General features: G+C 65.1%; 16 protein-coding genes. 13 read left to right on the forward strand and 3 right to left on the reverse strand.

What is annotated here, in order from left to right; translation table 11 throughout:
- The first annotated feature begins 86 nt into the window (after positions 1–86).
- From ACIPRI_RS23585 to ACIPRI_RS23620, 8 genes are all read left to right on the forward strand, one after another.
- The gene (locus ACIPRI_RS23585; RefSeq protein ID WP_446623930.1) at positions 87–566 is read left to right on the forward strand and encodes a 4-hydroxylaminobenzoate lyase; all 480 of its coding nucleotides are present in this window, start codon (positions 87–89) and stop codon (positions 564–566) included.
- Entirely contained in the window at positions 563–2,119 is a 1,557-nt protein-coding gene (locus ACIPRI_RS23590) for a benzoate-CoA ligase family protein (protein WP_446623931.1), read from the forward strand. The genes ACIPRI_RS23585 and ACIPRI_RS23590 overlap by 4 nt, the downstream gene beginning before the upstream one ends.
- Entirely contained in the window at positions 2,116–2,943 is an 828-nt protein-coding gene (locus tag ACIPRI_RS23595; protein WP_446623932.1) for an alpha/beta fold hydrolase, read from the forward strand. The genes ACIPRI_RS23590 and ACIPRI_RS23595 overlap by 4 nt, the downstream gene beginning before the upstream one ends.
- Positions 2,944–3,046: 103 nt before the next feature.
- Entirely contained in the window at positions 3,047–4,213 is a 1,167-nt protein-coding gene (locus tag ACIPRI_RS23600; protein WP_446623933.1) for an ABC transporter substrate-binding protein, read from the forward strand.
- A gap of 163 nt (positions 4,214–4,376) precedes the next feature.
- Positions 4,377–5,249 (forward strand): branched-chain amino acid ABC transporter permease, encoded by an 873-nt coding sequence (locus tag ACIPRI_RS23605; RefSeq protein ID WP_446623934.1) that lies wholly within the window; start codon positions 4,377–4,379, stop codon positions 5,247–5,249.
- A gap of 5 nt (positions 5,250–5,254) precedes the next feature.
- On the forward strand, positions 5,255–6,196 hold the full coding sequence (locus ACIPRI_RS23610; protein ID WP_446623994.1) for a branched-chain amino acid ABC transporter permease: 942 nt from the start codon (positions 5,255–5,257) through the stop codon (positions 6,194–6,196).
- A gap of 85 nt (positions 6,197–6,281) precedes the next feature.
- Positions 6,282–7,031, forward strand: a complete 750-nt coding sequence (locus ACIPRI_RS23615; RefSeq protein ID WP_446623935.1) for an ABC transporter ATP-binding protein — start codon at positions 6,282–6,284, stop codon at positions 7,029–7,031.
- 89 nt (positions 7,032–7,120) lie between these two features.
- A complete protein-coding gene (locus ACIPRI_RS23620) occupies positions 7,121–7,822 on the forward strand; it encodes an ABC transporter ATP-binding protein (protein WP_446623995.1) in 702 nt (233 codons plus the stop codon).
- A 4-nt stretch (positions 7,823–7,826) separates the two neighbouring features.
- On the opposite strand, the gene ACIPRI_RS23625 is transcribed toward ACIPRI_RS23620, so the two are convergent.
- Positions 7,827–9,038, reverse strand: coding sequence for an acyltransferase family protein (locus ACIPRI_RS23625; RefSeq protein WP_446623936.1), 1,212 nt, complete (start codon positions 9,036–9,038; stop codon positions 7,827–7,829).
- A 167-nt stretch (positions 9,039–9,205) separates the two neighbouring features.
- Here ACIPRI_RS23625 and ACIPRI_RS23630 point away from each other — a divergent pair, with 167 nt between their 5' ends.
- Entirely contained in the window at positions 9,206–10,126 is a 921-nt protein-coding gene (locus tag ACIPRI_RS23630) for a LytTR family DNA-binding domain-containing protein (RefSeq protein ID WP_446623937.1), read from the forward strand.
- Between the two features lie 16 nt (positions 10,127–10,142).
- Here the strand turns inward: ACIPRI_RS23630 and ACIPRI_RS23635 are convergent, their stop codons facing one another.
- Positions 10,143–12,023, reverse strand: a complete 1,881-nt coding sequence (locus tag ACIPRI_RS23635; protein ID WP_446623938.1) for an alkyl/aryl-sulfatase — start codon at positions 12,021–12,023, stop codon at positions 10,143–10,145.
- Positions 12,024–12,038: 15 nt separating this feature from the next.
- Positions 12,039–13,022 (reverse strand): Bug family tripartite tricarboxylate transporter substrate binding protein, encoded by a 984-nt coding sequence (locus ACIPRI_RS23640; RefSeq protein ID WP_446623939.1) that lies wholly within the window; start codon positions 13,020–13,022, stop codon positions 12,039–12,041.
- Positions 13,023–13,128: 106 nt separating this feature from the next.
- On the opposite strand from ACIPRI_RS23640, the gene ACIPRI_RS23645 reads away from it, so the two are divergent.
- The 4 genes from ACIPRI_RS23645 to ACIPRI_RS23660 all read left to right on the forward strand — a co-directional run bounded on the left by ACIPRI_RS23645 (position 13,129) and on the right by ACIPRI_RS23660 (position 16,697).
- A complete protein-coding gene (locus ACIPRI_RS23645; protein WP_446623940.1) occupies positions 13,129–14,043 on the forward strand; it encodes a LysR family transcriptional regulator in 915 nt (304 codons plus the stop codon).
- 826 nt (positions 14,044–14,869) lie between these two features.
- Positions 14,870–15,586, forward strand: a complete 717-nt coding sequence (locus ACIPRI_RS23650; protein ID WP_446623941.1) for a lysozyme — start codon at positions 14,870–14,872, stop codon at positions 15,584–15,586.
- 244 nt (positions 15,587–15,830) lie between these two features.
- The gene (locus ACIPRI_RS23655) at positions 15,831–16,286 is read left to right on the forward strand and encodes a M48 family metalloprotease (protein WP_446623942.1); all 456 of its coding nucleotides are present in this window, start codon (positions 15,831–15,833) and stop codon (positions 16,284–16,286) included.
- A gap of 9 nt (positions 16,287–16,295) precedes the next feature.
- Positions 16,296–16,697, forward strand: coding sequence for a hypothetical protein (locus ACIPRI_RS23660; protein WP_446623943.1), 402 nt, complete (start codon positions 16,296–16,298; stop codon positions 16,695–16,697).
- The last annotated feature ends 51 nt before the right edge of the window (positions 16,698–16,748 follow it).

The following is a 16,748-nucleotide window of genomic DNA, read 5'->3' on the forward strand; positions in this document are numbered from 1 at the left end:
TGTCTATGGTTCGTGCACAGGCAAGATACTGCACGCAGTCGAATGCCGCAAGCATACGGAAAAAGAAACGGACCACGAGGCGCCCCATGATGTCCAAGCAAGATTTCCACGGCCTGATCGAGCGGCTGACCGCGCAGATCGCCGACCGGCCGCTCGACGACGAGCTCGACTACTGGCTCAACACCGAATACTGCGCCAGCAGTGACGGCTACCTGCAGCTCAAGAAGGCCTGCATCGACGGCGTTCAACAGGGCTGGCTGTGCGAGCGCGAGGGCGGCGGCATTCGCTACGGCCGCGTGTTCAAGGCAGAAGACGCGCTGCACCGCTTCTCGGTCGACGTGGTCGACATGCAGGACATCGCCGGCCCGCACCATCGCCACCCGAACGGCGAAATCGACCTGATCATGCCCATCGCGGGCGAGGCGACCTTCGATGGCCGGCCTGCCGGCTGGTGCGTCTATGGCCCCGGCACCGCGCACTACCCGACGGTGGCGCAGGGCAGGGCGCTCGTCCTGTACCTGCTGCCCGAGGGGCAGATCGAATTCACCAAGGAAGCCGCACGATGAGCCTGCCCGACAGCTTCAACTTCGCCGAGCACCTGTTCGCGCTCAACCGCGGGCGCGCCGGCAAGACGGCCTACATCGACGATCGCGGCACGCTCAGCTACGGCCAGCTGGAAGAGCGCTCGCGCAAGCTGGCGTCTGCCCTCCTGGCCAGCGGCGTGCAGCGCGAAGACCGCGTGCTGCTGCTGATGCTCGACAGCAGCGACTGGCCGGTGGCTTTCCTGGGCAGCCTCTATGCCGGCGTGGTGCCGGTGGCGGTGAACACCTTGCTCACCAGCGAGGACTACGCCTATATGCTGAATCACAGCGAAGCCAAGGCGGCGCTGGTGTCGGGCGCGCTGCTGCCCACCCTGCAGGCGGCGATGCAGAAGGGCCCGCACCCGCTTCGCACGGCCTTCATCTCGCAGCCCGTCGGCGAGCTGCCGGCCGGCATGCTGGATCTGGAAGCCGCCATCGCGGCCCGCGCGCCGATGGAGGCTGCCGCCGCCACCACGCCGCAGGACGCCGCCTTCTGGCTCTATTCCTCCGGCTCCACCGGCCGGCCCAAGGGCACGGTGCATGTGCATGGCAGTCCCTGGTGGACGGCCGAGCTCTACGGCAAGCCGGTGCTGGGCTTGAGTGAAGACGACGTCTGCTTCTCGGCCGCCAAGCTCTATTTCGCCTATGGCCTGGGCAATGCGCTGACCTTCCCGCTGTCGGTCGGCGCCACCGTGGTGCTGATGGCCGAGCGGCCGACGCCCGATGCGGTGTTCAAGCGCTGGACCGGCGCCGTGAAGCCGACGGTGTTCTTCGGCGCGCCCACCGGTTTCGCCGGCATGCTGGCCTCGCCCGCGCTGCCTTCGCGCGATGCGGTGGCGCTGCGCATGTGCTCCTCGGCCGGCGAGGCGCTGCCGGGCGAACTGGCGCAGCGCTTCAAGGCGCATTTCGGCTGCGACATCGTCGACGGCATCGGCTCCACCGAGATGCTGCACATCTTCATCTCCAACCGGCCCGACGACATCCGCTACGGCACCACCGGCAAGCCGGTGCCCGGCTACGAGATCGAGCTGCGCGGTGAAGACGGCCAGCCGGTGCCGGTGGGCGAGGTGGGCGACCTGTACATCAAGGGCCCCAGCACCGCCGTCATGTACTGGGCCAATCCGGAGAAGACCGCCGACACCTTCAGGAACGGCTGGACCAAGAGCGGCGACAAGTACTCGCGCGACGCCGACGGCTACTACACCTACGCCGGCCGCAGCGACGACATGCTCAAGGTGAGCGGCATCTACGTCTCGCCCTTCGAGGTGGAGGCCACGCTGATGCAGCACCCGGCCGTGCTCGAGGCCGCGGTGATCGGCACGCAAGACGCCGACGGCCTGACCAAGACCAAGGCCTTCGTGGTGCGCAAGGCTGGCCAGTCGGTGAGCGAGGAAGCGCTCAAGTCCTTCGTCAAGGAGCGGCTGGCACCCTACAAGTACCCGCGCGTCATCGAGTTTCTGGACGAGTTGCCCAAGACCGCCACCGGAAAGATCCAGCGCTTCAAGCTGCGCGATCTCGAGCGGGAACGGGCGGCATGACTCCCACGCTCTCCAGCGAGTTCGCCTCCATCGCGTGGCGTGGCCGCACGGTCAGCATCGAATACCAGCGCATCGCCCCCGAGCGCACGGGCGCACCGCTGCTGGTCTTCCTGCACGAGGGCCTGGGCTCGGTGGCGATGTGGAAGGACTTTCCGCGCGAGCTGTGCGAGCGCGGCGGCTTTCGCGGCCTCGTCTTCTCGCGCCCCGGCTACGGTCGCTCCACGCCGCGCGCCGAAGACGAAGTCTGGGACGTCGACTTCATGCATCGCCAGGCGCACGAGGTATTGCCGGCCTTCTTCGAGGCCATCGGCCTGGCGGCCGAGCGCCCCTGGCTGTTCGGCCACAGCGACGGTGGTTCCATCTCGCTCCTGTACGCGGCCCGCTTTCCGGATCGGGTGGCCGGGCTGGTGGTGCTGGCGCCGCATCTCTTTGTCGAGGACGTGACGACGCTGAACATCGAGAAAGCGCGCGCCGCCTATCTGGAAACCGACTTTCCGCAGCGCCTGGGCCGCTACCACGACAGCGCCGATTCGGCCTTCTGGGGCTGGAACCGCATCTGGCTGCATCCGCCCTTCGGCCAATGGAACATCGAGGCGGAACTCGATGGCATCACTTGCCCGATTCTTGCGATGCAAGGCATCGATGACGAGTACGGGACGCTGCGTCAGATCCGGGCCATTGCCGAGCGGCTGCCGCAGACCCAGCTCGCCGAGCTGCCGGGCTGCGGGCATTCCCCGCATCGCGATCAACCCGAAGCGGCGATAGTGGCGGCCGTTTCTTTCGTGGTCGCGCACTCAGGGGAAACGCGCAATCGTGATGAATAGTTTAGAGATAAAGTATTTGGACTCGGGCTTCAGCCCCTTTCCGCTGCACTACATTTCGCCTTCGGTTGCAACCGTCCAATTTTCCAAAAGCAAGGAGTCTTCCATGAGCACCCGTTTTGCACGCACCACGCTGGCAGTCATGTCGCTGGCCTGCATCGCCACCGTCGCGCAGGCCCAGCAGGGCAAGCTCAAGGTCGGCCTGATGCTGCCCTACAGTGGCACCTATTCCGCGCTGGGCGTGGCCATCGAAAACGGCTTCAAGCTGCGCGTGGAAGAACTGGGCGGCAAGCTGGGCGGCCGCGAGATCGAATATGTGAAGGTGGACGACGAGTCCGACCCGGCCAAGGCCACCGACAACGTCAACAAGCTGATCAAGCGCGACAACGTCGACGTGATCGTCGGCACCGTGCACTCCGGCGTGGCCATGGCCATGGCCAAGGCGGCCAAGGAAAGCGGCACCGTGCTGATCGTGCCCAACGCCGGCGCCGACGCGGTGACCGGCCCGATGTGCGCGCCCAACATCTTCCGCAGCTCCTTCTCCAACTGGCAGCCGGCCTACGCCATGGGCGAAGTGGCGGCCAAGCAGGGCAAGAAGACCGCGATGACCCTCACCTGGAAGTACGCGGCCGGCGACGAGTCGGTGGCCGGCTTCAAGGAAGGTTTCGAGAAGGGCGGCGGCAAGGTGGTGAAGAGCCTCACCGTGCCCTTCCCGAACGTGGAGTTCCAGGCCCTCCTGACCGAGATCGCGGCGGCCAAGCCGGATGCGGTGTATTCCTTCTTCGCCGGCGGCGGCGCGGTGAAGTTCGTCAAGGACTACGCGGGTGCGGGCCTTTCCAAGAACATCCCGCTCTACGGCCCCGGCTTCCTGACCGACGGCACGCTGGAAGCGCAGGGCGATGCCGCCCAGGGCATGCTGACCACGCTGCACTACGCGGACGGCCTGAACACCCCGCGCGACAACGCCTTCCGCGCCGCCTACGCCAAGACCTTCAAGCTGCAGCCCGACGTGTACGCGGTGCAGGGCTACGACGCGGCGCAGATGCTGGCCGCCGGCCTCACCGCGACCAAGGGCGACATCAGCAAGAAGGCGGAATTCGCCAGCGCCATCGAGAAGGCCAAGATCGACAGCCCGCGCGGTCCCTTCACCATCGGCAAGTCGCACAACCCGGTGCAGGACATCTACCTGCGCAAGGTGGACGGCAAGGAGAACAAGGTGGTGAACGTTGCCATCAAGGGTCTCGCGGACCCGGCCCGTGGCTGCAGGATGTGAATTAGCCCACCCCCGAATCTCGCTCACTTCGTGTAGCTCGGATCCCCCCTCAAAGGGGCAACACCAGCGGCCTGGCATAGCCAGTTCCGCGGTGTTTCCCGAAGGGGCCTGCCCCGCTTTGCGGAGCGGCCGAGGGGCCCCCCATCATTTTTGAGACCACACGGTGGACTTCGGTACCTTTCTCGTTCAATGCCTGAACTCGGTTCAGTACGGCTTGCTGCTTTTTCTGGTGGCATCGGGCCTGACGCTGATCTTCGGGATCATGGGCGTCATCAACCTGGCGCACGGCAGCTTCTACATGATCGGCGCCTACATGGCGTTCGCGCTGTCGCCGCTGTTCGGCGACAGCTTCATCGTCATGCTGCTGGCCGGCGTGGTGCTGGCGTCCATCTTCGGCTACCTGCTCGAATGGGCCTTCTTCAGTTACCTCTACCAGCGCGATCACCTGCAGCAGGTGCTGATGACCTACGGCCTCATCCTGGTGTTCGAGGAACTGCGCTCGATCCTGGTGGGCAATGACGTGCACGGCGTCAAGGTGCCGGCCTGGCTGGACGGCAGCTTTGCACTGGGCGACCTGATGAGCTATCCCTGGTATCGCCTCTTCGCGTCGGCCGCCTGCATCGTGCTGGCCATCGGCCTCTATCTGGTGGTGAACCGCACGCGCCTGGGCATGATGATCCGCGCCGGTGCCAGCAACCGCGACATGGTGCGCGGCCTGGGCATCGATATCCGGCGCCTGTACCGCATCGTGTTCGCGGCCGGCGTGGCGCTGGCGGCGCTGGCCGGCATGATCGCCGCGCCGATGTCCTCGGTCTACCCGAACATGGGCGCGAGCGTGCTCATCATCTGCTTCGTGGTGGTGGTGATCGGCGGCATCGGCTCCATCACCGGGGCCCTGGTGGCTTCGCTGCTGGTGGGCTTTGTCGATACCTTCGGCAAGGTCTTCTTCTCCGAGGTGGCAGGCATGGGCGTGTACGTGCTGATGGCCATCATCCTGATCTGGCGGCCCGAGGGCCTGATGGGGCGCAAGGCATGAAGAAGATGTCTTCCTTCTTGCCGCTGGGCGTCGCCATCCTGCTGGCCTTGCTGGCGCCGACCCTGAGCCCGTACGTGTCGGATTTCGTGGTGAAGATCATGATCCTGTCGATCTTCGCCCTCAGCCTCGAGCTGCTGGTGGGCATGACCGGCCTGGTGAGCCTGGGCCACGCGGCCTTCTACGGCATCGGCGCCTATGCCACCGTGCTGGCCTCGGGCAAGGAGGGCGGCTCGATCGCGCTGCTGCTGCCGCTGGCCATGGGCTGCGCCGCCGCCTATGCGCTGGTGGTGGGCGCGTTGAGCCTGCGCACCCGCGGCGTCTACTTCATCATGGTCACTTTGGCCTTTGCCCAGATGGCCTTCTTCGTCTTTCACGACACGGCCCTGGGCGGCGGCAGCGACGGCATCTACATGTACATCCGGCCGGTGCTCGGTGCGCTGGACATGGAAAACCGCATGGTGACCTTCTACGTGGTGCTGGCGTCGCTGGTGTTCACCTATGGCCTGCTGATGCTGATCGGCCGCTCGCGCTTTGGCGCGGCGCTGGCGGGTATCCGCGTGAACGAGCAGCGCATGCGCGCGGCCGGTTTTCCGGTGTACGGCTACAAGCTGGCGGCCTTCGTCCTCGCCGGCGCGCTGGCCGGCCTCGCGGGCTTTCTGGTGGCGTCGCGCGACGGCGTGGTCAACCCCGAGCTGCTGGCCTGGCACAACTCGGGCGAGGTGCTCCTGATGATCATCCTGGGCGGCCTGGGCCATCTGCGCGGCGCGGTGATCGGCGCCGTGGCCTTCACGCTGCTCAAGGAGGTGCTGGGCACCCATGCCTTCGTCGGACCGCTGGCAGACCATTGGCAGCTGACCCTGGGCCTGGCCATCATCGCCTTCGTGGCGCTGCTGCCCAAGGGCCTGATCGGCTTGGCGCATCGCATTTCTCCCAAGGCATCTGTATGAGCGCAGCGCTGGGCCGCCCCGAGCAAGCTCGCGCCCCCTCGGGGGGCAGCGAAGTACACGAAGTGACAAGCGTGGGGGTAGTGAGATGACGGCACTTCTTTCGGTCGATACCCTCACGCGCCGCTTCGGCGGGCTGGTGGCGGTGAATGCCGTCACGCTGGACCTGCGCCTGGGCGAGGTGCACGCGGTGATCGGCACCAATGGCGCCGGCAAGTCCACGCTGATCAACATGCTGTCGGGCGAGATCGACGTGTCGGACGGCCGCATCGCGCTCGACGGCCACGAGATCACCAAGCGCTCGCAGGCGCTGCGCGCACGCAACGGGGTGGGGCGCAGCTACCAGCGCACCACCATCTTTCCGGAGTTCACGGTGCACGAGAACTGCCGCCTGGCGGCGCAGGCGGCGACGCCGCGGCCCTGGGCCATCTGGCAGTCTTCGCGCCACTGCGATGCCAGCAACGCCGCGGCGCGCGAGGCGCTGGAAGCGGCCGGCCTCAGTGACGTGGCGGACCGCATCGCGGGTACCCTGAGCCACGGCGCCAAGCGCCAGTTGGAAGTGGCGATGTGCCTGGCGACACGGCCGCGCGTGCTGCTGCTGGACGAGCCGCTGGCCGGCATGGGTGCAGAAGAAACCGACCGCATGCTGCAACTGCTGGCGCGGCTCAAGACGAGCCACGCCATCTTGCTGGTGGAGCACGACATGGACGCGGTGTTCCGCATTGCCGACCGCATCACGGTGATGGTGAACGGCACCGTCATCGCCTCGGGCGATCCGGCCTCGATCCGCGTCAACCCCGAAGTGCGCACCGCCTACCTCGGCGAAGAAGACCACTGAATGAAGCACCCCCACGCTCATCACTTCGTGTATCGCTGCCCCCCGAGGGGGCGCTCATTGCCCTTCGGGCGGCCGGGCGGGCAATGACGATGCTCAAGATCGAAGGCCTCAACACCTACTACGGCGACAGCCACATCCTGCGCGGCGTCGACGTGCAGCTGCCGGCCTCCACCTCGGTCGGCCTGCTCGGGCGCAACGGCATGGGCAAGACCACGCTGATCCGCAGCCTGATGGGCTATGTGCGCCCCGCCTCGGGCCGCGTCTTGTTCGAAGGGCGCGACGTCACCGGCTGGGCGCCGGAAAAGATGGCGCGGCTGGGCATCGGCTATGTGCCCGAAGGCCGCGGCATCTTCCCCAACCTGTCGGTGCGCGAGAACCTGGTGATGAGCGAGCGTGCCGGGCCCGACGGCCGGCGCGAATGGACGTTCGACCGGGTGATGAGCACCTTCCCGCGCCTGGCGGAACGGCTGTCGCACGGCGGCCAGCAACTGTCGGGCGGCGAGCAGCAGATGCTGTCGATCGGCCGTGCGCTGATGACCAACCCGCGCCTCTTGATCCTGGACGAAGCCACCGAAGGCCTGGCGCCGCTGGTGGTGGCCGAGATCTGGCGCGTGATCGCGCAGATTCGCGCCACCGGCATCTCCACCCTGATCGTCGACCGCGACTGGCGCAAGGTGCTGGGCCACACCGACCAGGCGGTGGTGATGGAAAAGGGCCGCATCGTGCTGGCCTCCGACTCCGCCGCCATGCTGGCGGAGCCGGCGCCGGTGGCGGCGCTGCTGGGCGTTTGACACATCACTCTCCCGAGCCCAGGTAGGCCGGCGCCGGACCCGGCCGCTTGGGTTGGGGCTTGCGCGGCGCCGGCTTGAGCCCGAACAGCGGGCGCAGCCAGCGCAGCCGGCGGATCAGCCCGTCGGTCAGCAGCCAGCAGCCGCCCACGGTGATCACCAGCAGCAGAGCCGGCTCCAGCACCGGGCCCAACGTGTCAGCTGGCCAGCGGGCCAGGAAAAAGGCACCGGCGACGATCAGGGTCTGGTGCAGCATGTACCAGGGATAGACCGATTCGTTGGCCCAGCGCAGCCAGCGCCACGGCCGGTTCAGGTGCCGGTGCGCCAGGCCCAGGATGGCCGCCAGGGCGATCCACAGGTAGAGCGCCCGTGCCAGCCGTGGCAGCCATGCCCAGTCGGCCGGCACGAAGGCGCGCAGCAGGAAGAACAAGGCGGCCAGCAGCAGCGCCAGCACCAGCGCCTGGTGACGAAGCCGGGCCAGTTCGCGCCAGATGCCGGCATCCGTGCCCATCCAGTAGCCGTACAGGAACACGGTGAAGTACAGCGGATGCAGGTAGCCGTCGTGCAGCAGGTCGTGCGTGGCCGGAAAACGCGGGCCCAGCACCAGCGTGTAGAGCACCAGCGGCAGGGCCGGAAGCAGCAGCAGCTTCCAGCCGCGCAAGGCGTTGAAGGCGGCGCGAAGGCGCTGGCCGGCCGGCCAGCGCATCAGGGGCAGCAGCAGGGCCAGCAGCGCCGAATAGACGAAGAGGTAGGGCAGGTACCACAGGTGCATCCAGGTGATGCCGAAATCCGAGCCCGCAAAAGCGCCCTTGGGCCAGGGGCCGCCAGCCGCGTAGCGCAGCATGAAGGCGCCGAACCCGGGTGCAATGGCCCCCTTGTCCAGCGCCTCGGCATAGGCCTGGAAGGACACCACCACGTACATACCGAACACCAGCGGCAGCAACAGCCGCCAGGCGCGCTGGGCGATCAGGCGCCAGGGCGAGCTTGCGCCCTTGCTCAAAAAGCCGAAAGCGATGCCGGAGACCAGGAACACCAGGTCCATGCGCCAGATGTTGACGAACTGCATGGGCCAGCGCAGCCACTCGGCGGCGTGCGGGCTCTTCAGGTGCCAGGGCCAGCCGGCCACGTAGTACATGCCCAGGTGGTAGAGGATCAGCAGGGCGAAGGCCAGGGCGCGCAGGGCGTCGATGTCGTGGCGGCGTTGTGGATGGGGCTGCATGGCGTGCTCCGGAAATGGACTCGATGCCGGCCATGCTCCGCCCGCCGCCAGCGTGGCGGGCGGGTCATGGGTCGAATCCGGGGCAGCCTGTGACGAGCGGTGGCCGGCAGGGATCAAAACTTCGTCCCGCCAGCCCGATCCTGGGTTTCGTGGCGAGAATGCCGACCATGCCGCCGCCTTCGCCCAATCTCTTCGAGCGCTACCAGCCCTTCCGGCGCCGCACCGAGATCGCGTTCTGGGTGGGCGTGGCGTTGCTGCAGATCGTCTCCAGTGTGGTTGTGGCCGCCATGGACGTGCGCAGCAGCGGCCGCGACGTGGCCTTCTGGCAGGTGCTGAGCTGGGAGCTGAGCAGCCACCTGGCCCTGCTCGCACTGGTGCCGGCGGTGATGGTCTTCGAGCGGCGCTTCCCGCTGGAATTCGACAGCCTGGGCCGGCACCTGCCCTGGCACCTGCTGGGCAGCGTGGTCTTCAGCCTGGCCCACGTGGCGGGCATGGTGCTGCTGCGCAAGGCGGCCTATGCGGTGGCGGGCGTGGGCCCGTACAGCTTCGGCAACTGGCTGGTCCAGTGGCCCTACGAATACATGAAGGATGTGCGGGCCTACCTGTTGATCGTGCTGGGCGTGCGCGCCTATCGGCTTTTCATGCTGCGCCTGCAGGGCGAGGCGAGGGTGCTGGACACGCCGGAAGATGCGCGCGGGGAAGCCGCGGCACCGGCCCAGGAACCGCCGGAGCAGCCGCCAGCTGCTGCATCAGCCCGCCCGGAACGCTTTTTGGTGCGAAAGCTGCGCCGCGAATTCCTCATCAACGCCGCCGACATCGACTGGCTGCAGGCCCAGGGCAACTACGTGGGCCTGCACGTGAACGGCCATGACTACCTGCTGCGCGCCACCCTCACGGACCTGCTGGCCCAGCTCGACCCGGCGCGCCATGTGCGGGTGCACCGCAGCTTCGCGGTGCACCTGGACCGCATCGCCGAGATCGAGCCGCTGGATGGCGGCGACGCGCGCCTGCACATGCGCGACGGCACGCATGTGCCGTGCAGCCGGCGCTACCGGGGGGCGCTGCAGGCTACGGCGGCGGCGGCTTGAGCCGTGGCAGCGGGGCTCAAGGCTCGACCACGTTGAACATCGGGTCGAACTCGTCAAGCATGCCCATCAGCTCGGCCACGCAGCGCGCATTGCCCCTGACCTTGATATCGCCTTGCTCGAGGCCACTGGCGACGGCCGCGGCAATGCCCGACTCATGGCCCAGCAGTTGCGCCAGGCGCTCGCGTGACACGGCGATGGACGCATCAGCGGCTGCGGCACCGGCGTTCGCCGTATCGATACGGCGGTAGGTGAGGGCGGCATTGCCCAGGCTCAGCAGCCAGTGCTCGCCGGCGTCGTGCAGGTGCCAGGCGATCTGCATCGTGCGGCCGGCGGCGCGCGCGGCCACCAGGCGGATCGCCAAGCAGTCGAGGAACATTTCCATCGGCACGGCCTTGAGCAGGTCGTAGCTCATGCTGCGCCGCTTGGCGCGCGGCACACCCTGGCGCAGTTCCCGCGCGGCCAGCAGGTAGGCATTGCGCCAGGTGGCCGATTCAGCGGCAAAGCCCAGCTGCTCCAGCGCATTGGCGCACAGCTGCCGCGCAGCCTGGTTCGCCGGGTCGGCAAAGACCAGGTGGCTCATGACCTCGGCCACCCAGCGATGTTCGCCGGCCGCGAAGTCGGCGCTGGCGCGTGCCAGCAGAGCTTCCGCGCCGCCCATGTAGGCCACGTAGCGCGAGCCGGCCTCGACCGGCGGCAGGGTGTGCAGGCGCGACGGATTGCCGTCGTACCAGCCCAGGTAGAGCTGCACCACCGCCTTCACGTTGTGCACCAGGGAGCCGTAGTAGCCCTGCGCGTGGGTCACGCCGGCCAGCTCCGCGGGCAGGCGCAGCTCCTCGGCGATCTCCAGCGCGGTCTGGCCCTTGTTCATCAGGCGCACGGTCTGGTCGTGCACGTACTTGTAAAGGTCGCGCTGCTCGGCGATGAAGCGGCTGAGCTTTTCGCGGGCCCAGGTCGGCCAGTTGTGCTGGGCGAAAACCACGTCGGAATGCGGTGCGAACTCGTGCAGCGCTTCGTCCAGGTAGCGCGACCACAGCCGCGCGTCGCGCACCTGCGCGCCGCGCAGCGGGCAGAGGTTGTGCATGGTGTGCTGGCCCAGCTCGGCCAGGTTCAGCGCCTTCAGGCCCGGGAAGAAGAAGTACATCTCCGCCGGCGCCTCGCTTTCCGGTGCCAGTGCAAAGACGATCTCCACGCCGTCGATCACGTGGCGCTCGCGGTCTTTCTCGATGGTGCGGGTCGGCGGGATCAGCGTGATGGTGCCGTTGGGCATGTTCTTGCCAAGGCCGCAGTCGACCTGTCCGCAGACGCCGCGCGGCAGGGTGGGGCCGAACTGGAACTGCGAGCGCCTCGACATGGCATTGCCCGCGATCATGTTCTCCGCCACCGTGTGCCACAGGAAACCCGAGGGCGCGATGATCGGGATGTTGTGGCGAATGGCGTGCTCTTCGTCGATCACGCCGCGCACGCCGCCGAAGTGGTCGGCATGGCTGTGGCTGTAGATCACGGCCGTCACTGACCGGTCCCCGCGCTGCTCTCGGTACAGCTTGAGCGCTGCTTGCGCGGTCTCGGCGCAGGTCAGCGGGTCGATGATGATCACGCCCTTGTCGCCCTCGATCACCGTCATGTTGGCCAGGTCGAAGCCACGCACCTGGTAGATGCGCGGGCACACCTCGAACAGGCCGTGCTGCAGGTTGCGCTGGGCCTGCTTCCACAGGCCGGGGTGCACCGTATCGGCCGGTTCGTCCTCTTGCAGGAACTCGTAGCCGGCCATGGTCCAGACCACGCGGCCGTCGGCGCCGCGGATCTCGGCGTTGGGCCAGGTGGCGATGAAGCCGCGGGTGGCGTCGTCTTCGTCCGCGAACACTTCGGGCAGTTCTGCCAATGCGTTGTTGCTCTTCATTTGCTTTGCGTCGCCTCAATCCAGCTTGGCGCCCGAGACCTTGACCAGGCGCTCCCACACCGGCCAGTCGGCCAGGTAGTTGCTTCGGAACTGCTCGGGGCTCGTGCCCATGCCCTGCATGCCCAGTGCTTCGAAGCGCTTGGCGAGCTCCGGCGTCTTGATGGCTTGCTGGGCCGCTTCCTGGAGGCGCGCCACCACCGCCGTGGGCGTGGCGAGCGGCACGGCCAGTGCCAGCCAGCCCAGCGTGCGGAACTCGGCGTCGGCAAAGCCCGATTCCTTGAAGGTCGGCACGTCCGGCAGGGCAGACAGGCGCTGCTCGCCGGCGACGGCCACCGCGCGCAGCTTGCCGCTGTCCAGGTAGGGCCTGGCGGCGGCGATGCTGCCGATGGTGAAGCTGAGCGAGCCGCCCGCCAGGTCTTGCAGCAAGGGCGCCTCGCCCTTGTAGGCCACGTGGGCCAGCTCCACCTTCCAGGTCGAAGCCATGTAGGAGCAAGCCAGATGCGGGTAGGAGCCCGCACCCCAGGAGCCGCAGTTGCCACCATGGGCGCTGCTGCGCAAGCTGCGCTGCAGATCGGCCACGCTGTGCACGTTGGAGCCGGCCGGCACCAGCAGCACCAACGGTGCGCTGGCGATCTGCGTCACCAGGCTCAGCTCGCGGCGCGGGTCGTAGGGCAGCTTGGTGTAGAGGAACTGATTGGTCAGCAGCGACTGCGTCAGGCCCACCAGCACCGTGTAGCCGTCCGGCTGTGCCTTGGCGGCGAAGCTGGTGCCCAGGATGCCGCTGGCGCCCGGCTTGTTGTCGACCACGACCGGCTGCCCCAGCTGCTTGCTCATCTGCTCGGCCAGGGAGCGGGCCACCACGTCGGTGCCGCCGCCGGCGGCGTAGGGCACGACCAGGGTGATCGGCTTCTTGGGGTAGTCCTGCGCGCCGGCAATGGCCGTGAGCGCCAGGCCTGCAAGCAGTACGGTGGCCTGGCGCCAGGCGGTGGTCAACTTCATGGGGTGTCTCCTGGGGTGGAATCGGTTCTTTGTGCCTTCATTCTGGGCATCCTCCGAAATAAGTTCCAATGCAAAATATGCTGAATCTTTTTAAGTTTTTCGCAAAATGCAGTTGAGGCAACTGGCCCACTTGGTGGCCTTGGCAGAGCAGGGCAGCTTCGGCCGTGCGGCCGATGCGGTGCACCTGTCGCAGCCGGCGCTGTCGCGCAGCGTCGACAGCCTGGAGGAAGACCTGGGTGCCCGCCTGGTCGACCGCGTCTACGGGCAGGTGCGCTTTACCGCGGCCGGCGAACTGGTGCTGGCGCGCGCCCGCGAACTGGTGGCCGATGCCGACCTGGTCAAGCGCGATGTGGCCTTGCTGCAAGGCCTGGCGATCGGCAACCTGAACGTCGGCATGGGTCCCTTCGCCGCCAGCATGCTGGGGCGTCCGGTGCTGTCGCAGCTGATGCAGCGGCATCCGCAGTTGGCGGTGCAGGTCGACCTGGCCGATGCCAACGTGCTGGCCGAGCGCCTGCATCGGCGCGAGATCGACCTCTTCATCGCCGATACGCGCGACTTGAAGAAGCAGCCTGGCTTGGCGATGAAGCGCCTGCCCAATGTGCCGGTGTCCTTCTTCGTGGCCGCAGGCCATCCCTTGCTGGAGAAGGGCAGCAGCAACAGCGTGACGCTGGACCAGGCGATGGACTTTCCGGTGGGCAGCCCGCAACTGCCAGCGGGCGTCAACGCGCACTTCGACAAGCAGGTCAAGCGCAGCGACCGCGCGGTGTTCAACGTGGTGTGCGACGACCTCGGCACGTTGTTTCACCTGGCGGCAACGGCGCAAGCCGTTGTGCTGGCGCCTGACTTCACGGTGCCGGCGACCGGCGGCCAATCATCGCTGGTGCGATTGCCGCTCAAGAAGATGAGCGGGATGCAGACGCACTACAGCCTGGTGATGCCGGCCAACCGGACGTTGTCGCCGGCGGCGTTGGCTTTTTCGGGGCTGGTGCAGGAGATGATGGGAGCGCCTTCGAAGCGTTGATGTCTCTTGCCAACAGGTCTGAGATGCGGGCAGTCGGCTCCAGAAGCCGCAATCGCTCTCGAGTGAGCGTACGTCTGTTACAGACTACTGATGAAAGAAATTCAACGTGCGCGCCCAGTCGTCTTCTCAGGTGGTACAGCGGTCCTCGCAAAGCTGCGCGGAGTGCGTCCCGTCATATATGCGCCCCGTGGGCTTGGACGTGCGGGTGAACTCGAATGCGAAGATTCCGCATGTCGCCAAGTCGCTTCTACGTTGACTGCCTTACACCGCGGCAAGCGTACAGCGCGATGGCAAACCAACGCGCCTCGCAGTCGTGCCGGTCACTTGGACCTTATCCCTCCTAACCTATGACCTGTGGCGGCAATGGGCTTGACGCACGCCGCTGCGGAATCCCACCCGGAATCCACCCGCTGCGATTGGACCGGGTCCGGACGCACTCCACGTCCGGACCCGGTCCAATCGCAGCGGAAGGACTGCGCAGGCCCTTCTCGAAGCGGGACTCGGCAGCCGTGTTCTCCAACAGATGGCCTCAGCTGGGTGAGGTAGATGGAGCTCGCGATAACGCATCATGAGCTAGCAAACACGCAGACTTGGTCGATACCTGCCGAGCGTGCTCACCCCGTCATGGTCCGTTGGGCGTGCCGGGGGCAGGCGATGTTTGGTGATGGGGGCGGCATGGCAGGGCAGCTCGGCTGAGGTGGGCCGCCCCCCGCAGGACTGTCAAGACGGGCGTGCGCAAACCAGAAAATTTGAACTCGAAGGAACACTTAAGTTAGCATAGAGTTCACGCAGATTCCTAATCGTCACGAAAACTGGAGGAGGCCGCATGATTCGCATCCTTATGGGGCGGTCGCAGGAGTGTGGCCTATTCGTATGTCTGCTAATTTTCAGTACTACTGGCGCTACGCAAGACCTAATCCCTCGCAGCCAGATCGAAGATTTAGAACTGCAACAAGGCGCTGCACCGAGTAGCCCGCCACGCCCATTAACGCCACTGGCATTCGGTCTCATAATGGATTTTGAAGGGTGGCGTCCCTCTCCATATAACGATCCTGTGGGCTATTGCACGATCGGCTATGGGCATTTGATCGCTTTGAAGCCTTGTGACCAAGTGGATCTTGGCCAGTTCCGGCGCCCCTTGTCCCAGTCCGACGGGCAAAATATGTTGGAGTTTGACACAAGGTCTGCACGATTATTTGTTCATAAATTGGTGGCCAAAGATCTGACAGAAGAGCAATTCAGCGCCCTGTCCTCCTTTGCATTTAATGTGGGTAAGGCCAAGTTCGCCAAATCAACGCTGCTTGAATTGGTGAATATGGGGGAATATAAGCTGGCAAGTGTTGAGTTTTTGCGGTGGGTCAAGGCCAAAGGCCAAGTCTTCAAAGGCCTCCAAGACCGCCGCAATTGCGAGTCGGCGTTGTTTCTTGACCAACTGCAGGGGGATTTGCAAGGCAAATTCTCCCGAGGCGAATGTGTCTCTAGCGGCGTCGCGCCGCCTACCGATCGATTTATTGACGTCGACGTCGGTGAAATTGGGCGCTAAAATGAGATGCGGTTTTGCCGTGCTCATAATTCTGTTATTCCCTGTGTTTGCTCACGCAGATCCAGCCGCCATTTGTGTGCGTGAATTCAATGCCCTGCAAAAGACCAGGCAAGCTATTCCCAGGCCATCCGACGCGCAGTCAATAGTTATAGAGGTCTCTCGCTCTATCGCTTTTCAAAGGAAAATTCCAGCGATACCGTGCACGTATGTCAGTAAGGCAAAGGCTTGGCTCGCTCGGGGGCAAATGCGCGTCCCGGATGGCGAGTACATTTTATATGATCCCGATTGGTTCAGGGAGGTCATAGGAGATGATCGTGATCAGGCTATCGCATTATTTGGTCACGAGCTTGGACATTTTTATAATAGACACTTTGAGCGAAAGATGTCTGAAGAGGAAAAAGAGACCGAAGCCGACGTGTCGGCTGGATGCGCGGTAGCGCGTCTTTCGGGTGATTTCTCCAGGCTTCAGAATTTGTTAAGTCGCATCCGCACGGAATCAGGCGGCGGTGGTTATCCGTCGCGTGAGACTAGCGTAAAAGCTGCCAAGCAAGGATTCGATGACTGCCTCGGACGGCAACCAAAGGAGACGCCTGCTCCGGGACAAAAAAATCGAATTGCCACTGACATTTTCAAAGAGCCATCCGGTCGAAGAATTCAAGATAATACAAATGCCCCGGTTCGAGGTCAGGAATTGCGCTAGGAGTCAACCATGTCTAAAATACTAATAGCGTTGTTTGGGCTTTATTTTCTGACATTAGCCGACGGCCAGCCCGTAAAACCCTCTAAAGAGCAGGCGCTGCGAGTGATACAAACCGGCCTGAGAACATGCAGCATGGTTGCCAATGTTCAGAGAGAAGATTCGTTATACCGAATTTACAACACTATCTCCGGCAGTAGCGAATTTGATTTAAATGATATGAGTAGCAGTACAATTGGAGGGATTTTGCTAATTAAATGCGAGGCAATGGGATGCGTAACGAATCGCGTTCAAAACTATTCTGACAAAACGTGGATTGAGCGCGCGCCTGCGAATGAACTTATTCTTAGCTGTTCGAGTGATGCCGGGGAAAAATTAGACGCAGCGATTCGATACTATCGCGCAAACTTTTAATTGCCGTGGCATGGTCAGTGGTGCCCAAGCCTGCCGCGAACCTCGCGCGCC

This window comes from Variovorax sp. LARHSF232, assembly GCF_052871435.1.